The sequence below is a fragment of the Thioclava sp. IC9 genome, from assembly GCF_002213225.1.
GTDB classification, from domain to species: Bacteria; Pseudomonadota; Alphaproteobacteria; order Rhodobacterales; family Rhodobacteraceae; genus Thioclava; species Thioclava nitratireducens.
In genome coordinates this window covers 416,531-431,316 of record NZ_NBNX01000002.1, presented here as the reverse complement: position 1 = coordinate 431,316, position 14,786 = coordinate 416,531, and the positions used below count along the sequence as shown (strand labels likewise).

Sequence of the window (14,786 nt, the reverse complement as noted above, 5' to 3'; positions counted from 1 at the left end):
GGGCGCGTCAGTCGCGGTTCACCTGCACGACGCCGGTCATGTTCTCATCGCCATGGCCGGCCTCGCTCGCCCGCGCGAAGAGACGTTTGGCGGCTTCGGTCATCGGCATCCGCGCTTCTCCGCCCTCGGCGATGGCATAGCGGAAATCCTTCGAGATCAGGTCGACCGGGAATTGCGGGGTGAAATCCGAGCGCTGCATCGTGCCGGTGATATAGGGCGCGTTCGGCGTCCAGATCGGGGTGGAGGAGAGCGCCTCCAGCGCAAGATCGATATCCATGCCGCCGCGCTCCAGCATCGGAATGATCTCGGCCCAGGCCGCGACCTGAACGCCCAGCATGGCGTTCGTCGCGAGCTTCATTCGCGCGCCCATGCCCCACGTGCCGACATGGTGCTGTGCCTTGGCGAGCGGCTCGAGCACGTCATGCACGCGTTTGGCGGTCTCAGCCTCACCGCCGAGGAAATAGACCAGCGCGCCGTTCTCGGCCTGTGGCAGCGTGCCCGATACCGGCGCTTCCAGAAAGGTCAGCCCACGCTCGCGGGCGAATTCGCCCAGCTCTGCCGCACCTTCGGGCGTAATGGTCGAGCTTTCGATTGCGACGGAACTTTCCGGAAGACCTGCGAAAGCGCCCGTTTCCGGGTCGCACCAGACCTTGCGCGAGACATCGGTGTCGCGCAGCATCGAGATCGTGAACTCGGCGGCTGCGGCGGCATCGCGCGGGGTTTCCGCGCCGGTGGCTCCGGCCTCGATCAGCGGGTCGCAGCGCTCCGGTGTCCGGTTCCAGACGACAAGATCGTGGCCCGCATCCAGAAGGGTTCGCGCCATCCGCGAGCCCATCGCTCCCATGCCAAGAAATGCGATTTTCGCCATGCTCTGCTCCTGTTCGTGATGGTTTCGCTGACCGAATGCGAGGCCCCTTCGCGAGGTTCCGCGAGCGGCAGGCACATGCTGGTGACCGCAAGGGGGCCAAAGGCGCTTCCATCGGTATGGAGATAAATCCGACAGGGGGGCGAACGCTCGTTATCCGGCCTTTGTTCCATGACCGATTGCCCCGGCGGCCACCGTGCCGCTCGCCGGTTCTCCGATTTCTCGTGTGCCGGCTTTGATAAGGGTAAAAATGGAGGCGACGCTCGACATTGCGCGGGTCTATGCGGAAGATGCATCAAGCGCCCGAGCCCGGCGCGGAACCCCGCGCGGCAGCGGGCGTTCTCCCAAGGTCAAGCCAAAGGAGCCGCTTATGGCCTCACGCGCGATCTGGAAAGGCCAGCTCAGACTGTCGCTGGTCAGCATCCCCGTCGAAATTCACTCCGCGACCAAATCCGGCGCGCGACTGTCGTTCCGGCAAATCCATGGGCCTTCGGGCAAGCGTGTCCATTACGAGAAGACCGTCCCCGGCATCGGGCCCATCGACGCCGACGAGATCCTCAAGGGCTACGAGCTCGGCGACGATGAATATCTGCTGCTGGAGCCCGAAGAGATCGACGCGATCAAGCTGGAAACAAAGAAGACGCTTGAGCTTGTGCAATTCGTCGACGCGTCCGAAATCCCACCGCTTTATTACGACCGGCCCTATTACGTCGTGCCGACCGACGATCTGGCGCAGGATGCCTACCGGGTGGTGCGCGATGCGCTGCGGCAATCGAAGAAGGTGGGGCTTGGCCAACTGGTGATGCGCGGCAAGGAATATCTCTGCGCGCTGCGGCCCTGCGGCGACGGCATCCTGCTGGAGACGCTGCATTATGCCGACGAGATCCGCGAAGCCGACCCGCTGTTCTCCGACATCGAGGACGAACCTGCGGACAAAGAGCTTCTGGAGGTCGCCACTCAGTTGATCGACCGCAAGACCGACAGCTTCGACGCCTCCGCCTTCACCGATCACTACGACGCGGCTTTGCGCGATCTGATCGACCGCAAACGCAAGTCGAAGAAGACGCCCCGCGCCAAGGCGGGCGAGGATGACAGCAGCAGAGGCGGCGATAACGTGGTCGACCTGATGTCGGCGCTGCAGGGCAGCCTCAAGGCCGATGGCAGCGACAAATCCGGGGGCAAATCGACGGGTCGCAAATCGTCATCGAAAACCTCCGGCGCGAAGTCATCCGGGTCGAAATCCAGCAAATCCTCCGGCGCGAAGTCCTCAACCAAGAAGTCGGCGTGATGGGAAGCCTCGATCGTTATCTCGAGATGCGCGACTTCGCGCAGACGCCAGAGCCCGATGGCGGCACCGCCTCGGGCCATCTCGCGCCGCGCTATTCGATCCAGAAACACGACGCGACGCGCACCCATTTCGATCTGCGCCTCGAATGGGAGGGCGTGCTGCTGTCCTGGGCGATCACCAAGGGACCGTCTTTCGATCCGGGTGAAAAGCGGCTCGCGGTGCGGACCGAGGATCACCCGCTCGACTATCTCACCTTCGAGGGAACGATCCCGAAGGACAACTATGGCGCGGGCACGGTGATGCTGTGGGATCTGGGGCATTGGCAGCCGCTGATCCCGGTCGGCAAGGCGCTCAAGAAAGGGCATCTGCACCTGCGCCTGCATGGCGCGCGACTGACAGGCGAGTGGCACCTGATCCGCATGAAAACCGAAGGCAAGCGCGAGAACTGGCTGCTGACGAAGGCGGAGGACGCGGCCAGCGGCGCGCGCGATCCGGTTGCGCGCTATCGCCGCTCTGTTCTCAGCCAGCGCACGATGCGCGAGATCGCCGCCGACAAGCCGCCCGTCGAGACGCAAGGCGGCAAACGCCCTGGCTTCGCCAAGCCGCAGCTGGCAACCCTGTCGGACAAGATGGTCGCGGGGGAGGGGTGGTGGCACGAGCTGAAATTCGACGGCTACCGGGCACTGATCGCGCTTGGAGACGGCGGCCCGCGCGTCTTCACACGCAACGGCAAGGATTGGACGGATCGCTTCGAGGGCCTGCTGCCCGCCTTGGCTGAGGCCGATTGCGACAGCGCCCTGATCGACGGGGAGATCGTCGCAGGCGCAGGTCTCGACGGGTTCTCGGCATTGCAAAAGGCGATCACGGCAGGCGGGCCGTTCCGCTTCTACGGATTCGATATCCTGTCGCGCGACGGCGAGGACCTGCGCAAGGCGCCGCTCTCCGAACGCCGCGAGGTGCTGGAGGAGGTGATGAAGCCGCTCCCCGCGCTGGGGCCTGCGCAGCTCTCCCCGGTGATCTCCAAAGACCCCGAGGGAGCCTTCGACACGATCTGCAAAGCGGGCGGCGAGGGGCTGATCGCAAAGCGCATCGACGCACCATATCGCGGGACCCGCTCCAAATCGTGGATGAAGGTCAAATGCGAGCGCCGCGACGAGTTCGTCATTCTCGGCTGGCAGGAAAGCGACAAGCGTGGCCGGCCCTTCGCCTCGCTCGCGCTGGGGACCGCCGAGGGCGACGGCTGGCGCTATGTCGGCAAGGTCGGCACCGGATTCGACGAGGATCAGGCGGAGGCGTTGGCCAAGGCGATGAAACCGCTCGCCCGCAAGACCGCGCCCGCCGATGTCGAGGCATCGGAGGCCAAGGGCATGCACTGGATCACGCCCGAACTGGTGGCCGAGATTCGCTATGCCGAGCGCACCGGGGGCGACCGGTTGCGGCATGCGGTCTTCCTCGGGCTGCGCGAGGACAAGCCCGCGCGCACGGTACGGCTGGATAACGACGCACCCTCCGAGGAGCGCCCGAACGTCGCGGGGATCGGGATTTCCTCGCCCGAGCGGGTGGTATTCGAGGGCGCAGGTTATACCAAGCTCGATGTCGCACGCTATTACGAGGCGATGGCCGATCGCATCCTGCCGCATCTTGCCGAACATCCGGTGTCGCTGCTCCGGCTGCCCGAAGGTCTGGGCGGCGAGCGCTTCTTCCAGAAACACGCGGGCCGGGGCTTTCCCGACGGGATCGAGAATGTCGAGATCACCGAGAGTGACGGCAAGACTGCGCAGTACATGATGATCCGCACAGCGGAGGGTCTCGTTGCGGCCGCGCAGATGGGCACGATCGAGTTCCACATCTGGGGCAGCCGCGTCGATCGGCTGGGGCGGCCCGATCGGCTGGTCTTCGACCTCGACCCCGACGAGGGATTGGATTTCGCCGGGGTCAAAGATGCGGCCTTCGAAATCCGCGATCTGCTGGCCGAGTTGGACATGCCGAGCTGGCCGCTCTTGTCCGGCGGCAAGGGTATCCACGTGACGGTGCCGCTCCGGCGCAGCGCCGGATGGGACACGGTCAGGCTTTTTGCGCGGGTCTTCTCGCATCTTCTCGTCGCGCGGTCGCCCAAACGCTATACCGCCGAAATGTCGAAGTCGAAGCGGAAGGGTCGGATTTTCGTCGACTGGCTGCGCAACGGCGAGGGAGCGACAGCGATCGCGCCCTATTCGCTGCGCGCACGGCCCGGTGCGCCGGTCGCGATGCCGATCTCGTGGGACGAGCTGAAGAAAGTCCGCAAGGCTAACGCCTTCGATCTGGGCGCGGCGCTGAAGCGTGATGCAAAGATCGCGTTTCCCGATGCCGTCTCGATTAGCCAGGGTCGGGTCGACAAGCTCAAAGATATGCTCGACGCCTCAGAGTGACTGCCTCCCTCATGCGGTGGGCAGGTCAACCAGCGTGTGATGCCCGTCGTCGCGCATCTCGTAACGCAGCGTGGCCCCCAGACGCGCCAACGCATCGCGCGCGATCGCGAGGCCTAGGCCAGAGCCATTCGCATCGGCATCTTTGCCCTTGACGAATTTCTGTCCCGCCTGCTGCGCGATCTCTGGCGGCAGGCCGGGCCCGCCATCATGGATGTCGATCAAAAGCGCGTCGTCGGACCCGGTCACACGCGCCTTGATCGCTGCTCCGTCCGGGCTCGCCTGCACCGCGTTCTCGATCAGGTTGCGCAGGGCGAGGGACAGAAGCAGCGGATCGCTGCCGACGCTCGGGGCGTCCAGAGCGCTGTCGAGTTCCAGTGTCACCCCCCGCCGCGCCGCAAGCCCCGCCAGATCGCCCAGCACCTGCCGCAGCAGGCCGGTCAGCTCGACCGGGGTCGCCCGCGTCTCGCGGCTATCCACCTGCGCCAGATCGAGAAGTTGCCGCACCATCCGGTCGGTCCGGTCGACGGAGGTCGAGATTGCGGCAAGGGCGTGTTCCCGGGTGTCGGTATCGGGCGCATGGCGCGCGATATGGGCCTGTGTTTTCAGCCCGGCGAGCGGCGTTTTCATCTCATGCGCGGCGTAGGCGATGAACTCGCGCTCGCGTCCGCGCGCGGCGGCCAGACGTGCCAGAAGGTCGTCGAGCGCTTCGGCGAGCGGGCGGATCTCGCGCGGTTGCTGGGCAGTGCCGGGCAATGCGCGCAGATCCTCGCTGGGCCGCGCGTCCAGATCGCGGGCGAAGCGGTCTAGCGGTGCCAACCCGCGCGAGATCGCAAGCCAGATCAATCCCCACATCACCGGCAGGATCACCAGCGCGGGCCACAGGAACCCCTCGATCACGTCGCGCACCAGCCGGTTGCGCATCGCGAGACTGTCGCCCACCGTGACCTGCCCGCCCAGATCGGGGTCGATGATCGTATAGACCCGCAGCGCCTTGCCGTCGCGCGTCACATCGCGAAAGCCCGTTGCATCGGCGGGCACCAGCTGCGCGCTCGGCGCCCCGTTCGAGCGTCCGACGAGACCTTGGGTGAAAGACCAGATCTGGCAAAATTGCTGATGCTCGTAGCTCTCGTCATGCGAGAGGGTGATCTGCGCCGGATCGTCACGGTTCAGCGCTATCTGGTTTTTCGAGACCAGAGACGAGACCATGCGCGCCGCCTCCACCAGACGCGCGTCGAGCACGCGCGTCACCTCGGCGCGGGTGGAATTCTCGATCCAGAGCACCGCCGAAAGCCAGACGGCCAGCGTCGCGCCGGTGAGGATCAGGAAGAGGCGGAGGCGGAGCGAGATGGCGAGGTCTCCTCTGGGCGCAGCCGGTAGCCGATGCCGCGCAGGGTTTCGATGAAATCGCGCCCGAGCTTCGCGCGCAGATGGTGGATATGAACTTCGACGGCGTTGCTCTCGACCTCTTCGTCCCAGCCGTAGAGCCGGTCTTCGAGATCCGATTTCGCAAGCACCCGTCCGGGGCGTTCGGCCAGCGCCTGCAACACTGCGAATTCGCGGCGCGAGAGTTTCAGCGGTTGGCCGTTGAAGGCCGCGCTACGGGTGCCGGGGTCGAGCTCCAGCCCGGCATGGGCGATCTGTGCTGCCGCTCGCCCGTCCGACCGGCGCGACAGGGCGCGCAGCCTAGCGGCCAGCTCATCCAGGTCGAAAGGCTTGCCGAGATAGTCATCAGCGCCTGCGTCCAACCCCGCGACCCGGTCCTCGACCTGATCGCGCGCGGTCAGAAGCAACACCGGCAGCCCGGCGCGGCCTGCGCGCAATTCGCGCAGCAGTTCGAGCCCGGAGCCATCGGGCAGCATCAGGTCCAGCACGAGCGCGCGGTACTCCGCCCCTGCGAGTGCTGCGCGCGCGTCCTCGAGGCAGGAGACGACATCGGCTGTGAACCCGGCCATGCCGAGCCCCACCCGCAGGCCATCCGCCAATATGCTGTCATCTTCGACGACGAGTATGCGCATCTTTTCTCCTTCGCGGCGGATACAGCGCACGAATCTTAAGACTGACTTAAGCTTCGCCCGCGATCCGGCCAACATGAACGCAAAGGCTCTTTCCCGTCTATCGCTGCGCGCCCTCTGGGGCGTGTTTCTGATCTCGCTGCTGTTGCCCGGCCTCGCTGCGGCGCAAAGCTTCGATCTTCTGAAGCCCAAGGGAGGCAGCGGTCCGCTGTCGCCCGAAGCGGCGTTTCAGGTCGAGACCGAGTGGCAGGATGACGGGACGCTCGCCGTCTCGTTTGACATCGCGCCGGGCTATTACCTCTATCGCGATCACCTGACGGTCAGCGCCGAGGACGGCGATGCGCCGGTGATCGAGACGCAGCCGGGCGAAATGAAGGATGATCCGAATTTCGGCACGGTGGAGGTCTGGCATGATCACACCGAGGCCGTGGTGAGCGACATCACCGGCCCCTTCACGCTGCACTGGCAGGGCTGCGAAGAAAAGGGGCTTTGCTACCCGCCGCAAAGCCGCGAGATCGTGCCGCCGGATGGGGCCGCGACTGCGTCTGCATCCGGCGCGGCGCAGTCGAACCAAGCCGCCGGGGTGCCCGATTATGCGCGGAGCGACGCGCCTGCCTCGTCTTCCGCGTCTGCGGCGTCCTCAGAGGCCGAAAGCCCTTTGCCGGCTGCATCCAATTCCGAAGAAAGCGGGAGCGAGCTGAGCCTCTCTTCCGATGACGGGCTCGTCGCAGGGATAGCGGCGAAAGGCGGCTGGGCGCTGGTGGTGGCCTCGTTCTTCGGCTTCGGTCTGCTTCTGGCCTTCACCCCTTGCGTTCTGCCAATGGTGCCGATCGTGGCCGGGATGCTCGGCGCGCAAGGAAAAGACCTGACGCCTGCGCGCGGGCTCGCACTGACCGGCACCTATGTACTGGCGATGGCGGTGGCCTTCGGGCTTCTGGGCATCGTGGCAGCGTGGTCTGGGCAGAACCTGCAATTCCTGATGCAGGCCCCTGCGACGGTGATCGCGCTGGCGCTGCTGTTTGCCGTCCTCGCGCTGTCCTCCTTCGGGTTGTTCGAGCTGCGCCTGCCGCAGGCGCTTACCAACAAGGTGAGCTCCGTGCAGGGGCGGCGCGGCACGCTTGCGGGGGCGGCGATCCTCGGCTTCACGTCGACGCTGATCGTCGGACCTTGCGTGACGGCCCCGCTAGCCGGGGCCTTCCTCTATATCGCGCAGACGGGTGACGCCGGGCTCGGGGCCTCGGCGCTGTTTGCGCTGGGGTTGGGACAGGGCGTGTTGCTGATGGCAGTGGGGCTCTTCGGTTCGGCGATCCTGCCGCGCATGGGCGAATGGATGGTCGGCGTGAACCGCGCCTTCGGCTTCGTCTTCCTGGGCGTGGCGATCTGGCTGCTGAGCCGCGTCATCGCCGGTCCTGCGATCCTCGCGCTCTGGGCGCTGCTGCTGATCGGCGCAGGCGTGGCTCTGGGCGGTCGCGACCGGTTCGGACCGGAAAGCTCGGGCTTGCGCCGCACCGGGGGCGCGCTTGGCGTCGCGGCACTGCTGGCCGGTGCCATCGAGGGTATCGGTGCGGCAAGCGGGGCCAGCGATCCACTGCGGCCGCTTGCTCCCTTCGCAGCGAGCCAGACCGTCGCGGCTGCCTCGTCGGGCGTGCTGACGGAGGATGACTTCACCCATGTCGAGACGCCCGAAGCGCTCGACGCCGCACTGGCCGCTGCGAAGGGCGCGCCGGTGATGCTGATCACCACCGCCGAATGGTGCACCGAATGCGCGACCATCGCGCGCGAGGTGATCCCCGACCCGCGGGTGCAGGCCGCGCTGCGCCACGTCACACCCATCGCGGTCGATGTGACCAAAACCGGCGCGCCGCAGCAGGCGCTTCTGAAACGGTTGGGCGTGATCGGCCCGCCGACGCTGATCTTCCTCAACCCAGATCACACGGAGGCGCAGGGCACCCGCCTGATCGGGGATGTCACCGCGCCGAAACTCACGACCTCGCTTTCGGAGATCGCTCAATGACCCTCACCCGACTCGTCCCTTTTGCCCTGATCGCACTCGCGGCCTGTGCACCCGAGCCGCCTGCCTCTAACCCACAGCCCGCGCCGCAAGCGCCGCAGCTCAGCACACGCGTAAAAGCGATCTACAGCACGATGGAGGACGACGGGCGCACGATCCCCGCGGTGAAGCCCGAGTATCTGAGCGAGGAGAAAGCGCGGCAGGAAGTCGATTACTGGACCGACGAGCCGCCCGGCACCATCGTGGTCGACCCTTGGGCGCGCAAGCTCTACCTCGTGCAGAAGAATAACCGTGCGCTGCGCTACACCGTCGCGGTGGGCGAGGACGGGCGCGGCTTTTCCGGCAAGGGACGCATCCCATATCAGCGGGACTGGCCAAGCTGGACGCCGACGCAGAGCATGATCAAGGAGGATCCCGAGCTTTACGGACCGGTCAAGGATGGGCTCGAAGGCGGGTTGGATAATCCCTTGGGCGCGCGGGCGCTTTATATCCACCGGGGGAACAAGGATACGCTCTACCGCATTCATGGAACGATGGATGACAGTTCGATCGGCAAGGCGACCTCGGCAGGCTGCATACGGCTGTTCAATCAGGACATCATCGACCTCGCCGACCGCGTCCGCTCTGGCACGCATGTCGTCGTGCTGACCCGTGCCGAGAGCGGCAAGGGCACGGTGCCGCCGGGCCAGCCGCTGCCGCCCGTTCCCTACTCACCCGAAGATTTCCCCCAGACCACAGGAGACAATACATGATCGATCGCCGGAATTTTCTCACCCTTGCCGGCGTCGCCGCAGGCTCCACGCTGATCCTGCCGACGGCGAGCCTTGCCGAGGTCGACATCTCGCCGGACGCGGTGTTCCACGATCCGGTCGCGCCCGCGATTGGCAACCCGGATGGCGATATCACGCTGGTCGAGTATTTCGACTACCAGTGTCCCTACTGCAAATCGAACCACCCGGTGGTCGAGAAGGTGACCCGCGAAGACGGCAATTTGCGTGTTGTGATGAAGGACTGGCCGATCTTCGGCGCGCCCTCCGTCTATGCCTCGCAGCTGGTGCTCGGCGCGCAGAGCATGGGCAAATACAAGGAAGGGCTCGAGGCACTGATGGCGACGGAAGGAAAGCTGTCGAACGATCTGATCGACAAGACACTCTCCGATGCCGGCGTCGATCCGGACAAGGCGATGGCGGGCTACAAGGCCAACCGCAAGGAGATCGACGCGCTGCTGTCGCGTAACGATGCGCAGGCAGTCGCGATCGGGCTGCGCGGCACGCCCGCCTATATCGTCGGGCGCGACGTCTATCCCGGCGCGGTCGATGCCGACACGCTGCGCAAGGCGATCAGCGACGCGCGCAAGGCCTGAGCTGCGCGCTCTACTATGGCAAAAAGGCCCCGGGGAGGATCATTCCCCGGGGCCTTTCTCATCGCGGGCCTTCCCTCGGCGGGAAGGGCGCCGGCGATTAGCTGTTGTCGCCGTCTTTCCAGATGCGCAGGGTGCTGATCTTCGCGCCGCCGTTCAGACCCGAGCTGTCAAAGACATAGACGCGCGGATTGCCGGAGGACGCGTTCGCGGTGGCATTGGCGTTTACCACGGTGATGCCAGCGCCGGCGCCGACATGCCATTCGCCGCCGCTCTGCACTTGCTTGACGGACTCTTTGGTCGGGAAGACGTAGATCTGGCTGGCCTGCTTGGCGCCGATCTGGAGACCGACCGAGGCTTTGCCGATGTCATAATAGCCTTGGATTTTGCCGTTCTGGACCATGGCACCCGAGCCACCCGAGCCACCGACGCCGAGGTCGATCGTGGTCACTTCGGGGAAGACGAGGACGGCAGCGGAGTCGGTGGCGACTTTCTTGCAGGAATCCTCGAGGCTGGCGCATTGCTTAAGCGCTGCGGCGACCTGCTGGTCCAGGTCGGGGCGCGGCTGGACGCCCTTCGCGTGGTCGATCGTGGATGCGGGCGTGGCGGCCATCGCCATCGTGCCCATGAGCGATGCGGCAATACCAGCGGTCAGGGTGCGAATCTTGGATTGCATGAGATGCCTCCTTTTCAAATTACGGGAATGAAACGAGCCCGCACGGCCCACGTTCCTTTTCGGATCACTCACGTAATTCAGAAAAACGTGTCGGAACCGGAAGTGGACACGCTGAATTCGCGCGCGCGCAGGGAGGCGGCGCGGGAGGCTGAGTGCGGTCACGCCATGAGGCTGTCCAGCACGGCCCCCATGATCGCCGACGTGTCGCGCCAGTCGGGCAGAGCCGTCCCCGCGGTTGCCGATGCCGCACCCATCCGGGCGCGCAGTTCGGCATCTCCGAGAAGCTGTCGTAGCGCCTCGGCGACGTCGAGGTGGGCATCCACCGGAACGAGAAAACCTGCGTCTGGCGGCACCGTGTCGGGCACGGCGCCGGTGCGACAGGTCACGATGGGCAGCCCGTGCAGCATGGCCTCGCCGAAGACCATCCCGTAGCCCTCGTAGCGTGTCGCCAGCGCGAAGATCGCGGCGTCGCGATAGGCCGCGTCGAGCGCGTCGCGTTCCATCCGTCCGGCAAGCTGTACCCGCGCAGCCAGTCCGAGCCGATCGATCTGCTGGGCGAGCGCGTCCGCCACGTCGGGATCGTGCGCGCCGCCCACGATCTGTGCGCGCCAGTCCAGGTCTCCGATCTCCGCCAAGGCGTCGATCAGGACGTCATGGCCCTTGCGCGCGGCCAACAGCCCGACCGACAGGATCAAGGGCGGGCTCGGTTTCGCGCTCTCCAGCGCCGGAGGACGGTCGAAGCCGGGCAGGGCGATGGAAATCTTCTCCGGAGCGACGCCGAACTCCTTTTGCAGGATCGTGCTGGTATGTGGGCTCGGCACCACGACATGCGCGGCGCGGCGCAGATTTTCTCTCTCGCGCCTCAGCAGATGACGCGCGCGGTCTTCGGCGAGGCCGGTCTCGAGGCCCAGCGGATGGTGCAGCATCGCCACCACGGGCGCCGCCATGTCATCGAGTACCTGCGTATCGATCGAGCCGAACACAAGCCCGTCTAGGATCACCGGAACACTTCCGGGGATGGCGGTCAGCTGCGCGCGCGCGGCCTTGGTTTCCTCGGGTGTCGGATCGGGAAAACCGGGCGGCAGTTCGAGATGCTCGACGTTGCGGCCCTCCGCCCGCAGCGCCTCGAGCAACTTACGCTCGTAGATGAACCCGCCGGATAGCTGGGCGATGTCTCCCGGAATGGCGAAAACGGCTGGCGTCATTTGATCTCTCTCCCGATTCTGTTTGGCGCGCTGCTCGGCCCCGTCGCGGCGCGGCGCGTTCGGTCCCCTCGTCAGCCAGATAGGCCGCGACCCGCGCGAGGGCGAGGAGAACGGCCGAATGCCACAACAGTGCGTCATCCGGTGGCGAGCCAGTCAGAGCGAGCAGCCTGCCGATCCCGCACCCCGTTGCACCTCGCGTTTCCTCGCGTCTCGCGGCAGACTTACGCTCAGTGCCCCCGCGTGGAGCGACGCTGCACGATCTGGTAGCCGAGGTCGACGATCTTCTCCTGTGCCGCGGTACCAGAGAGGGAGTCGAGGATCAGTTGCACGGCCCCTTCGCCCATTTCGCGCCGGAACGTGCGCACGGAGGAAATCGACGGCTCGGCGGCTGCCATCATCTCCATGTCGTTGAAGCCGCAGATACCGAGATCGTCGGGGATGCGCAGGTTGCGGCGCTGCGCTTCGAACATCGCGCCGAGGGCGAGGTCGTCGTTGATGCAGAAAATCGCGTCGGTCTCGGGAGCAATATCCATAAGCTGTGCGAGCAGGTGGCTGCCCAGCGTCACCGAGGAGGCGCGGGTGGTCGTCTGGATACGCTTGCCTTCCTCGACGCCCTGCGCGCGCAACTCGTCGCGGAAGCCGTGGAGACGGCGCTGCGTGCGCGGGTCCATCCGCGCGCCAAGGAAACCGGGACGGCGATAGCCCTGCGCGAACAGGTGCGCGGTGGCGGCGCGGGCGGCGTCGTAATGCGAAAAGCCGATCATCCGGTCATAGGGGGCGTCGCCGGTCTCCATGATCTGCACCACCGGGCAGCCCGCCTCGCGCAACAGCGCCTGCGCGGCCTCGGTCTGGTCGATCCCGGTCACGATCAGTCCCGCCGGGCGCTGCCGCAGGAAGACCCGGATCAGGTTCTCTTCCGACAGCGGCGCATAGCGCGAATAGCCGAGCTGGACTGAGTGGTGCGTGCCTTCGACCGCGGAATAGATACCGTCCATCACATCGGCAAAGACGTTGTTCGACACCGAGGGCAGGATCACCCCGATGATGTCCGAGCGGGTCGAGGCGAGGGCGCGGGCCGCGGGGTCGGGAAGGTATCCGAGCGATTCGATGGCGGCGGCGATCTTGTCGCGCACGGCCTGCGAAACGACCTCGGGATTGCGCAGGGTACGCGAAACCGTGGCAACGCTTACACCGACATGATCGGCGACGTCGCGCATCGTAACTGATTTTGTTTCCTTGTTTTTATTCATTGATCCTCCCTGCGAGCGCGCCCCTGCTCAAAAGTGCGATTGACGAATGTAACCGCTTACATTACCCCTCAGTGCCCAAGAAACACCTGTGAACCCGGTAAGGCAAGATGGCAAACAGCAGCAGCGCGAACGCGACACCGGTCCTAGTGATGGGCGTCTGCGGCACCGGCAAGACGACGGTGGCGCGGCTCGTGGCGCAGGCCGTGGGTGGCGTGTTCCTCGATGCTGACGATTTCCATCCGCCCGAGAATGTCGCGCATATGGCCGCCGGTCTGCCGCTCAACGACGAGATGCGCTGGGACTGGCTGGACCTCGTGGCGAAGGGCGTGATCGAGGCGGGGCGCGACGGCAAGACGGTCGCCTTCGCCTGTTCGGCGCTCAAGCGGTCCTATCGGGATCGCCTGCGCCAGAGCCTCGGCGTGATTCATCTCGCGCATCTCACCGGGCCGCACGACCTGATCGCAGCGCGAATGGCCGCGCGCGAAAATCACTACATGCCGATCGCGCTGCTCGACAGCCAATTGGCCGATCTGGAATTGCCGGGGCCCGACGAGGCCCCGCAGACCTGCGATATCCGCGAAGCGCCCGAGGCGCTTTGTTCGCAGATATTGAACGCCTGGGGCCTCACGGCCTCGCAAGTTTGATTTCGTCTATTAAGGGAGGACACCATGACGAAACCGATCCGTAAAATCGCCCTCGCGAGCGTCGCCGTTCTGGCGCTGGCCAGCGCTGCGAATGCCGAAACCCACAAGTACAAGTTCCAGAGCTCGGACCCGGCAGGCAATCCGAACTTCGAACTCCAGCAGAACTGGGCGAAGAACCTCGCCGAGCGCACCGACAACCAGATCCAGGTGGAGATGATGCCCGTGGGCTCCGTCGTCGAGCATAACGAGACGCTGGACGCGACCGGCGCCGGCATCATCGACGGCATCGTGACCGACATCTCCTACTTCGCGGGCAAGGACCCGGCCTTCTCGCTGCTGGGCAACCCGGTCGGCGCATGGTCGAGCACCGATCAGCTGCTGGACTTCATGAACAATGGCGGTGGCCAGAAGCTCGCGAACGACCTGTTCGAGCCCTATGACGTTCATTACATCGGCTCGACCACCACCGGTCTTGAAGCGCTCGTGTCGAAAGTGCCGCTCGACGGCGTGGCTGACCTGAAGGGCCTGAAGATGCGCGCGCCGGAAGGTCTCGTGCAGGACGTTTTCGCGGCGGCGGGTGCTGCTCCGGTGAACCTGCCGGGGTCCGAAGTCTACACCGCGCTCGACAAGGGCGTGATCGACGCGGCTGACTACACCGTGTTCTCGACCAACCAGGCGCAGGGCCTCAACGACATCGCGCCGAACCCTGTCTATCCTGGCTTCCACTCGATGCCGCTCGTCGGCGTCGCGATGAACAAGAAAGAGTGGGATGCGCTCTCGCCCGATCTGCAGAAAGCCTTCGAAGAGTCGGTTAAGGAATTCGCGGACAAGGAAGTGAGCGATCTCGCGGCTGCCGACAAGAAGGCCGTGGCCAAGGCCGAAGCAGGCGGCAAGATCCACGTCCACGACTGGTCGGATGAAGAGCGCGCGAAGTTCCGCCGCATCGCGATCACCCAGTGGGAAAAGGTCGCCAAGAAGTCGGAGAAGGCGCAGCACGTCTATGACGTCCTGACCGACTATCTGAAGAAGAACAACCTTCTCTGATCTGATACCCTAACGGTGCGGGG

General features: G+C 65.5%; 13 protein-coding genes. 7 read left to right on the top strand and 6 right to left on the bottom strand.

What is annotated here, in order from left to right; all coding sequences use genetic code 11:
- Positions 1-7: 7 nt before the first annotated feature.
- Positions 8-868, bottom strand: coding sequence for an NAD(P)-dependent oxidoreductase (locus tag B6V76_RS07525; protein ID WP_088727079.1), 861 nt, complete (start codon positions 866-868; stop codon positions 8-10).
- Positions 869-1,235: 367 nt separating this feature from the next.
- Between B6V76_RS07525 and B6V76_RS07520 the strand changes: the two genes are divergently transcribed.
- Together B6V76_RS07520 and ligD are read left to right on the top strand one after the other, a co-directional pair.
- Complete coding sequence (locus B6V76_RS07520) at positions 1,236-2,153, top strand: Ku protein (protein ID WP_088727078.1); 918 nt, start codon at positions 1,236-1,238, stop codon at positions 2,151-2,153.
- Entirely contained in the window at positions 2,153-4,561 is a 2,409-nt protein-coding gene (gene ligD / locus B6V76_RS07515) for a DNA ligase D (RefSeq protein WP_088727077.1), read from the top strand. Before B6V76_RS07520 ends, ligD begins: the two co-directional genes overlap by 1 nt.
- A gap of 9 nt (positions 4,562-4,570) precedes the next feature.
- On the opposite strand, the gene B6V76_RS07510 is transcribed toward ligD, so the two are convergent.
- Both B6V76_RS07510 and B6V76_RS07505 read right to left on the bottom strand, forming a co-directional pair.
- Positions 4,571-5,863 (bottom strand): sensor histidine kinase, encoded by a 1,293-nt coding sequence (locus tag B6V76_RS07510; RefSeq protein WP_276206132.1) that lies wholly within the window; start codon positions 5,861-5,863, stop codon positions 4,571-4,573.
- Positions 5,864-5,880: 17 nt separating this feature from the next.
- Complete coding sequence (locus B6V76_RS07505; RefSeq protein WP_075776322.1) at positions 5,881-6,576, bottom strand: response regulator transcription factor; 696 nt, start codon at positions 6,574-6,576, stop codon at positions 5,881-5,883.
- Between the two features lie 73 nt (positions 6,577-6,649).
- Here B6V76_RS07505 and dsbD point away from each other — a divergent pair, with 73 nt between their 5' ends.
- From dsbD to B6V76_RS07490, 3 genes are read left to right on the top strand one after another with little or no spacing between them, the layout of a single operon-like run.
- Complete coding sequence (gene dsbD, locus B6V76_RS07500; RefSeq protein ID WP_240497821.1) at positions 6,650-8,587, top strand: protein-disulfide reductase DsbD; 1,938 nt, start codon at positions 6,650-6,652, stop codon at positions 8,585-8,587.
- Positions 8,584-9,336 (top strand): L,D-transpeptidase, encoded by a 753-nt coding sequence (locus B6V76_RS07495; RefSeq protein WP_088727075.1) that lies wholly within the window; start codon positions 8,584-8,586, stop codon positions 9,334-9,336. The genes dsbD and B6V76_RS07495 overlap by 4 nt, the downstream gene beginning before the upstream one ends.
- Positions 9,333-9,947: a DsbA family protein gene (locus B6V76_RS07490; protein WP_088721995.1), complete on the top strand. Its 615-nt coding sequence runs from the start codon at positions 9,333-9,335 to the stop codon at positions 9,945-9,947. The genes B6V76_RS07495 and B6V76_RS07490 overlap by 4 nt, the downstream gene beginning before the upstream one ends.
- A 97-nt stretch (positions 9,948-10,044) precedes the next feature.
- Here B6V76_RS07490 and B6V76_RS07485 read toward each other — a convergent pair whose 3' ends face one another.
- The 3 genes from B6V76_RS07485 to B6V76_RS07475 all read right to left on the bottom strand — a co-directional run bounded on the left by B6V76_RS07485 (position 10,045) and on the right by B6V76_RS07475 (position 13,042).
- Positions 10,045-10,620 (bottom strand): YSC84-related protein, encoded by a 576-nt coding sequence (locus B6V76_RS07485; protein WP_088719154.1) that lies wholly within the window; start codon positions 10,618-10,620, stop codon positions 10,045-10,047.
- A 158-nt stretch (positions 10,621-10,778) separates the two neighbouring features.
- Positions 10,779-11,825: a glycosyltransferase family 4 protein gene (locus B6V76_RS07480; protein WP_088724623.1), complete on the bottom strand. Its 1,047-nt coding sequence runs from the start codon at positions 11,823-11,825 to the stop codon at positions 10,779-10,781.
- Positions 11,826-12,052: 227 nt separating this feature from the next.
- On the bottom strand, positions 12,053-13,042 hold the full coding sequence (locus B6V76_RS07475; RefSeq protein WP_240497820.1) for a LacI family DNA-binding transcriptional regulator: 990 nt from the start codon (positions 13,040-13,042) through the stop codon (positions 12,053-12,055).
- 140 nt (positions 13,043-13,182) lie between these two features.
- On the opposite strand from B6V76_RS07475, the gene B6V76_RS07470 reads away from it, so the two are divergent.
- Both B6V76_RS07470 and B6V76_RS07465 read left to right on the top strand, forming a co-directional pair.
- Complete coding sequence (locus tag B6V76_RS07470) at positions 13,183-13,719, top strand: gluconokinase (protein WP_075776315.1); 537 nt, start codon at positions 13,183-13,185, stop codon at positions 13,717-13,719.
- A 24-nt stretch (positions 13,720-13,743) separates the two neighbouring features.
- Positions 13,744-14,763, top strand: a complete 1,020-nt coding sequence (locus B6V76_RS07465; protein ID WP_075776314.1) for a TRAP transporter substrate-binding protein — start codon at positions 13,744-13,746, stop codon at positions 14,761-14,763.
- The last annotated feature ends 23 nt before the right edge of the window (positions 14,764-14,786 follow it).

Excerpts from the sequence above, each read along its gene's own strand:
- B6V76_RS07525 (WP_088727079.1), bottom strand. The coding sequence starts at position 868 with ATGGCGAAAATCGCATTTCTTGGCATGGGAGCGATGGGCTCGCGGATG.
- B6V76_RS07520 (WP_088727078.1), top strand. The coding sequence starts at position 1,236 with ATGGCCTCACGCGCGATCTGGAAAGGCCAGCTCAGACTGTCGCTGGTC.
- ligD (WP_088727077.1), top strand. The coding sequence starts at position 2,153 with ATGGGAAGCCTCGATCGTTATCTCGAGATGCGCGACTTCGCGCAGACG.
- B6V76_RS07505 (WP_075776322.1), bottom strand. The coding sequence starts at position 6,576 with ATGCGCATACTCGTCGTCGAAGATGACAGCATATTGGCGGATGGCCTG.
- dsbD (WP_240497821.1), top strand. The coding sequence starts at position 6,650 with ATGAACGCAAAGGCTCTTTCCCGTCTATCGCTGCGCGCCCTCTGGGGC.
- B6V76_RS07495 (WP_088727075.1), top strand. The coding sequence starts at position 8,584 with ATGACCCTCACCCGACTCGTCCCTTTTGCCCTGATCGCACTCGCGGCC.
- B6V76_RS07490 (WP_088721995.1), top strand. The coding sequence starts at position 9,333 with ATGATCGATCGCCGGAATTTTCTCACCCTTGCCGGCGTCGCCGCAGGC.
- B6V76_RS07485 (WP_088719154.1), bottom strand. The coding sequence starts at position 10,620 with ATGCAATCCAAGATTCGCACCCTGACCGCTGGTATTGCCGCATCGCTC.
- B6V76_RS07480 (WP_088724623.1), bottom strand. The coding sequence starts at position 11,825 with ATGACGCCAGCCGTTTTCGCCATTCCGGGAGACATCGCCCAGCTATCC.
- B6V76_RS07475 (WP_240497820.1), bottom strand. The coding sequence starts at position 13,042 with ATGCGCGACGTCGCCGATCATGTCGGTGTAAGCGTTGCCACGGTTTCG.
- B6V76_RS07470 (WP_075776315.1), top strand. The coding sequence starts at position 13,183 with ATGGCAAACAGCAGCAGCGCGAACGCGACACCGGTCCTAGTGATGGGC.
- B6V76_RS07465 (WP_075776314.1), top strand. The coding sequence starts at position 13,744 with ATGACGAAACCGATCCGTAAAATCGCCCTCGCGAGCGTCGCCGTTCTG.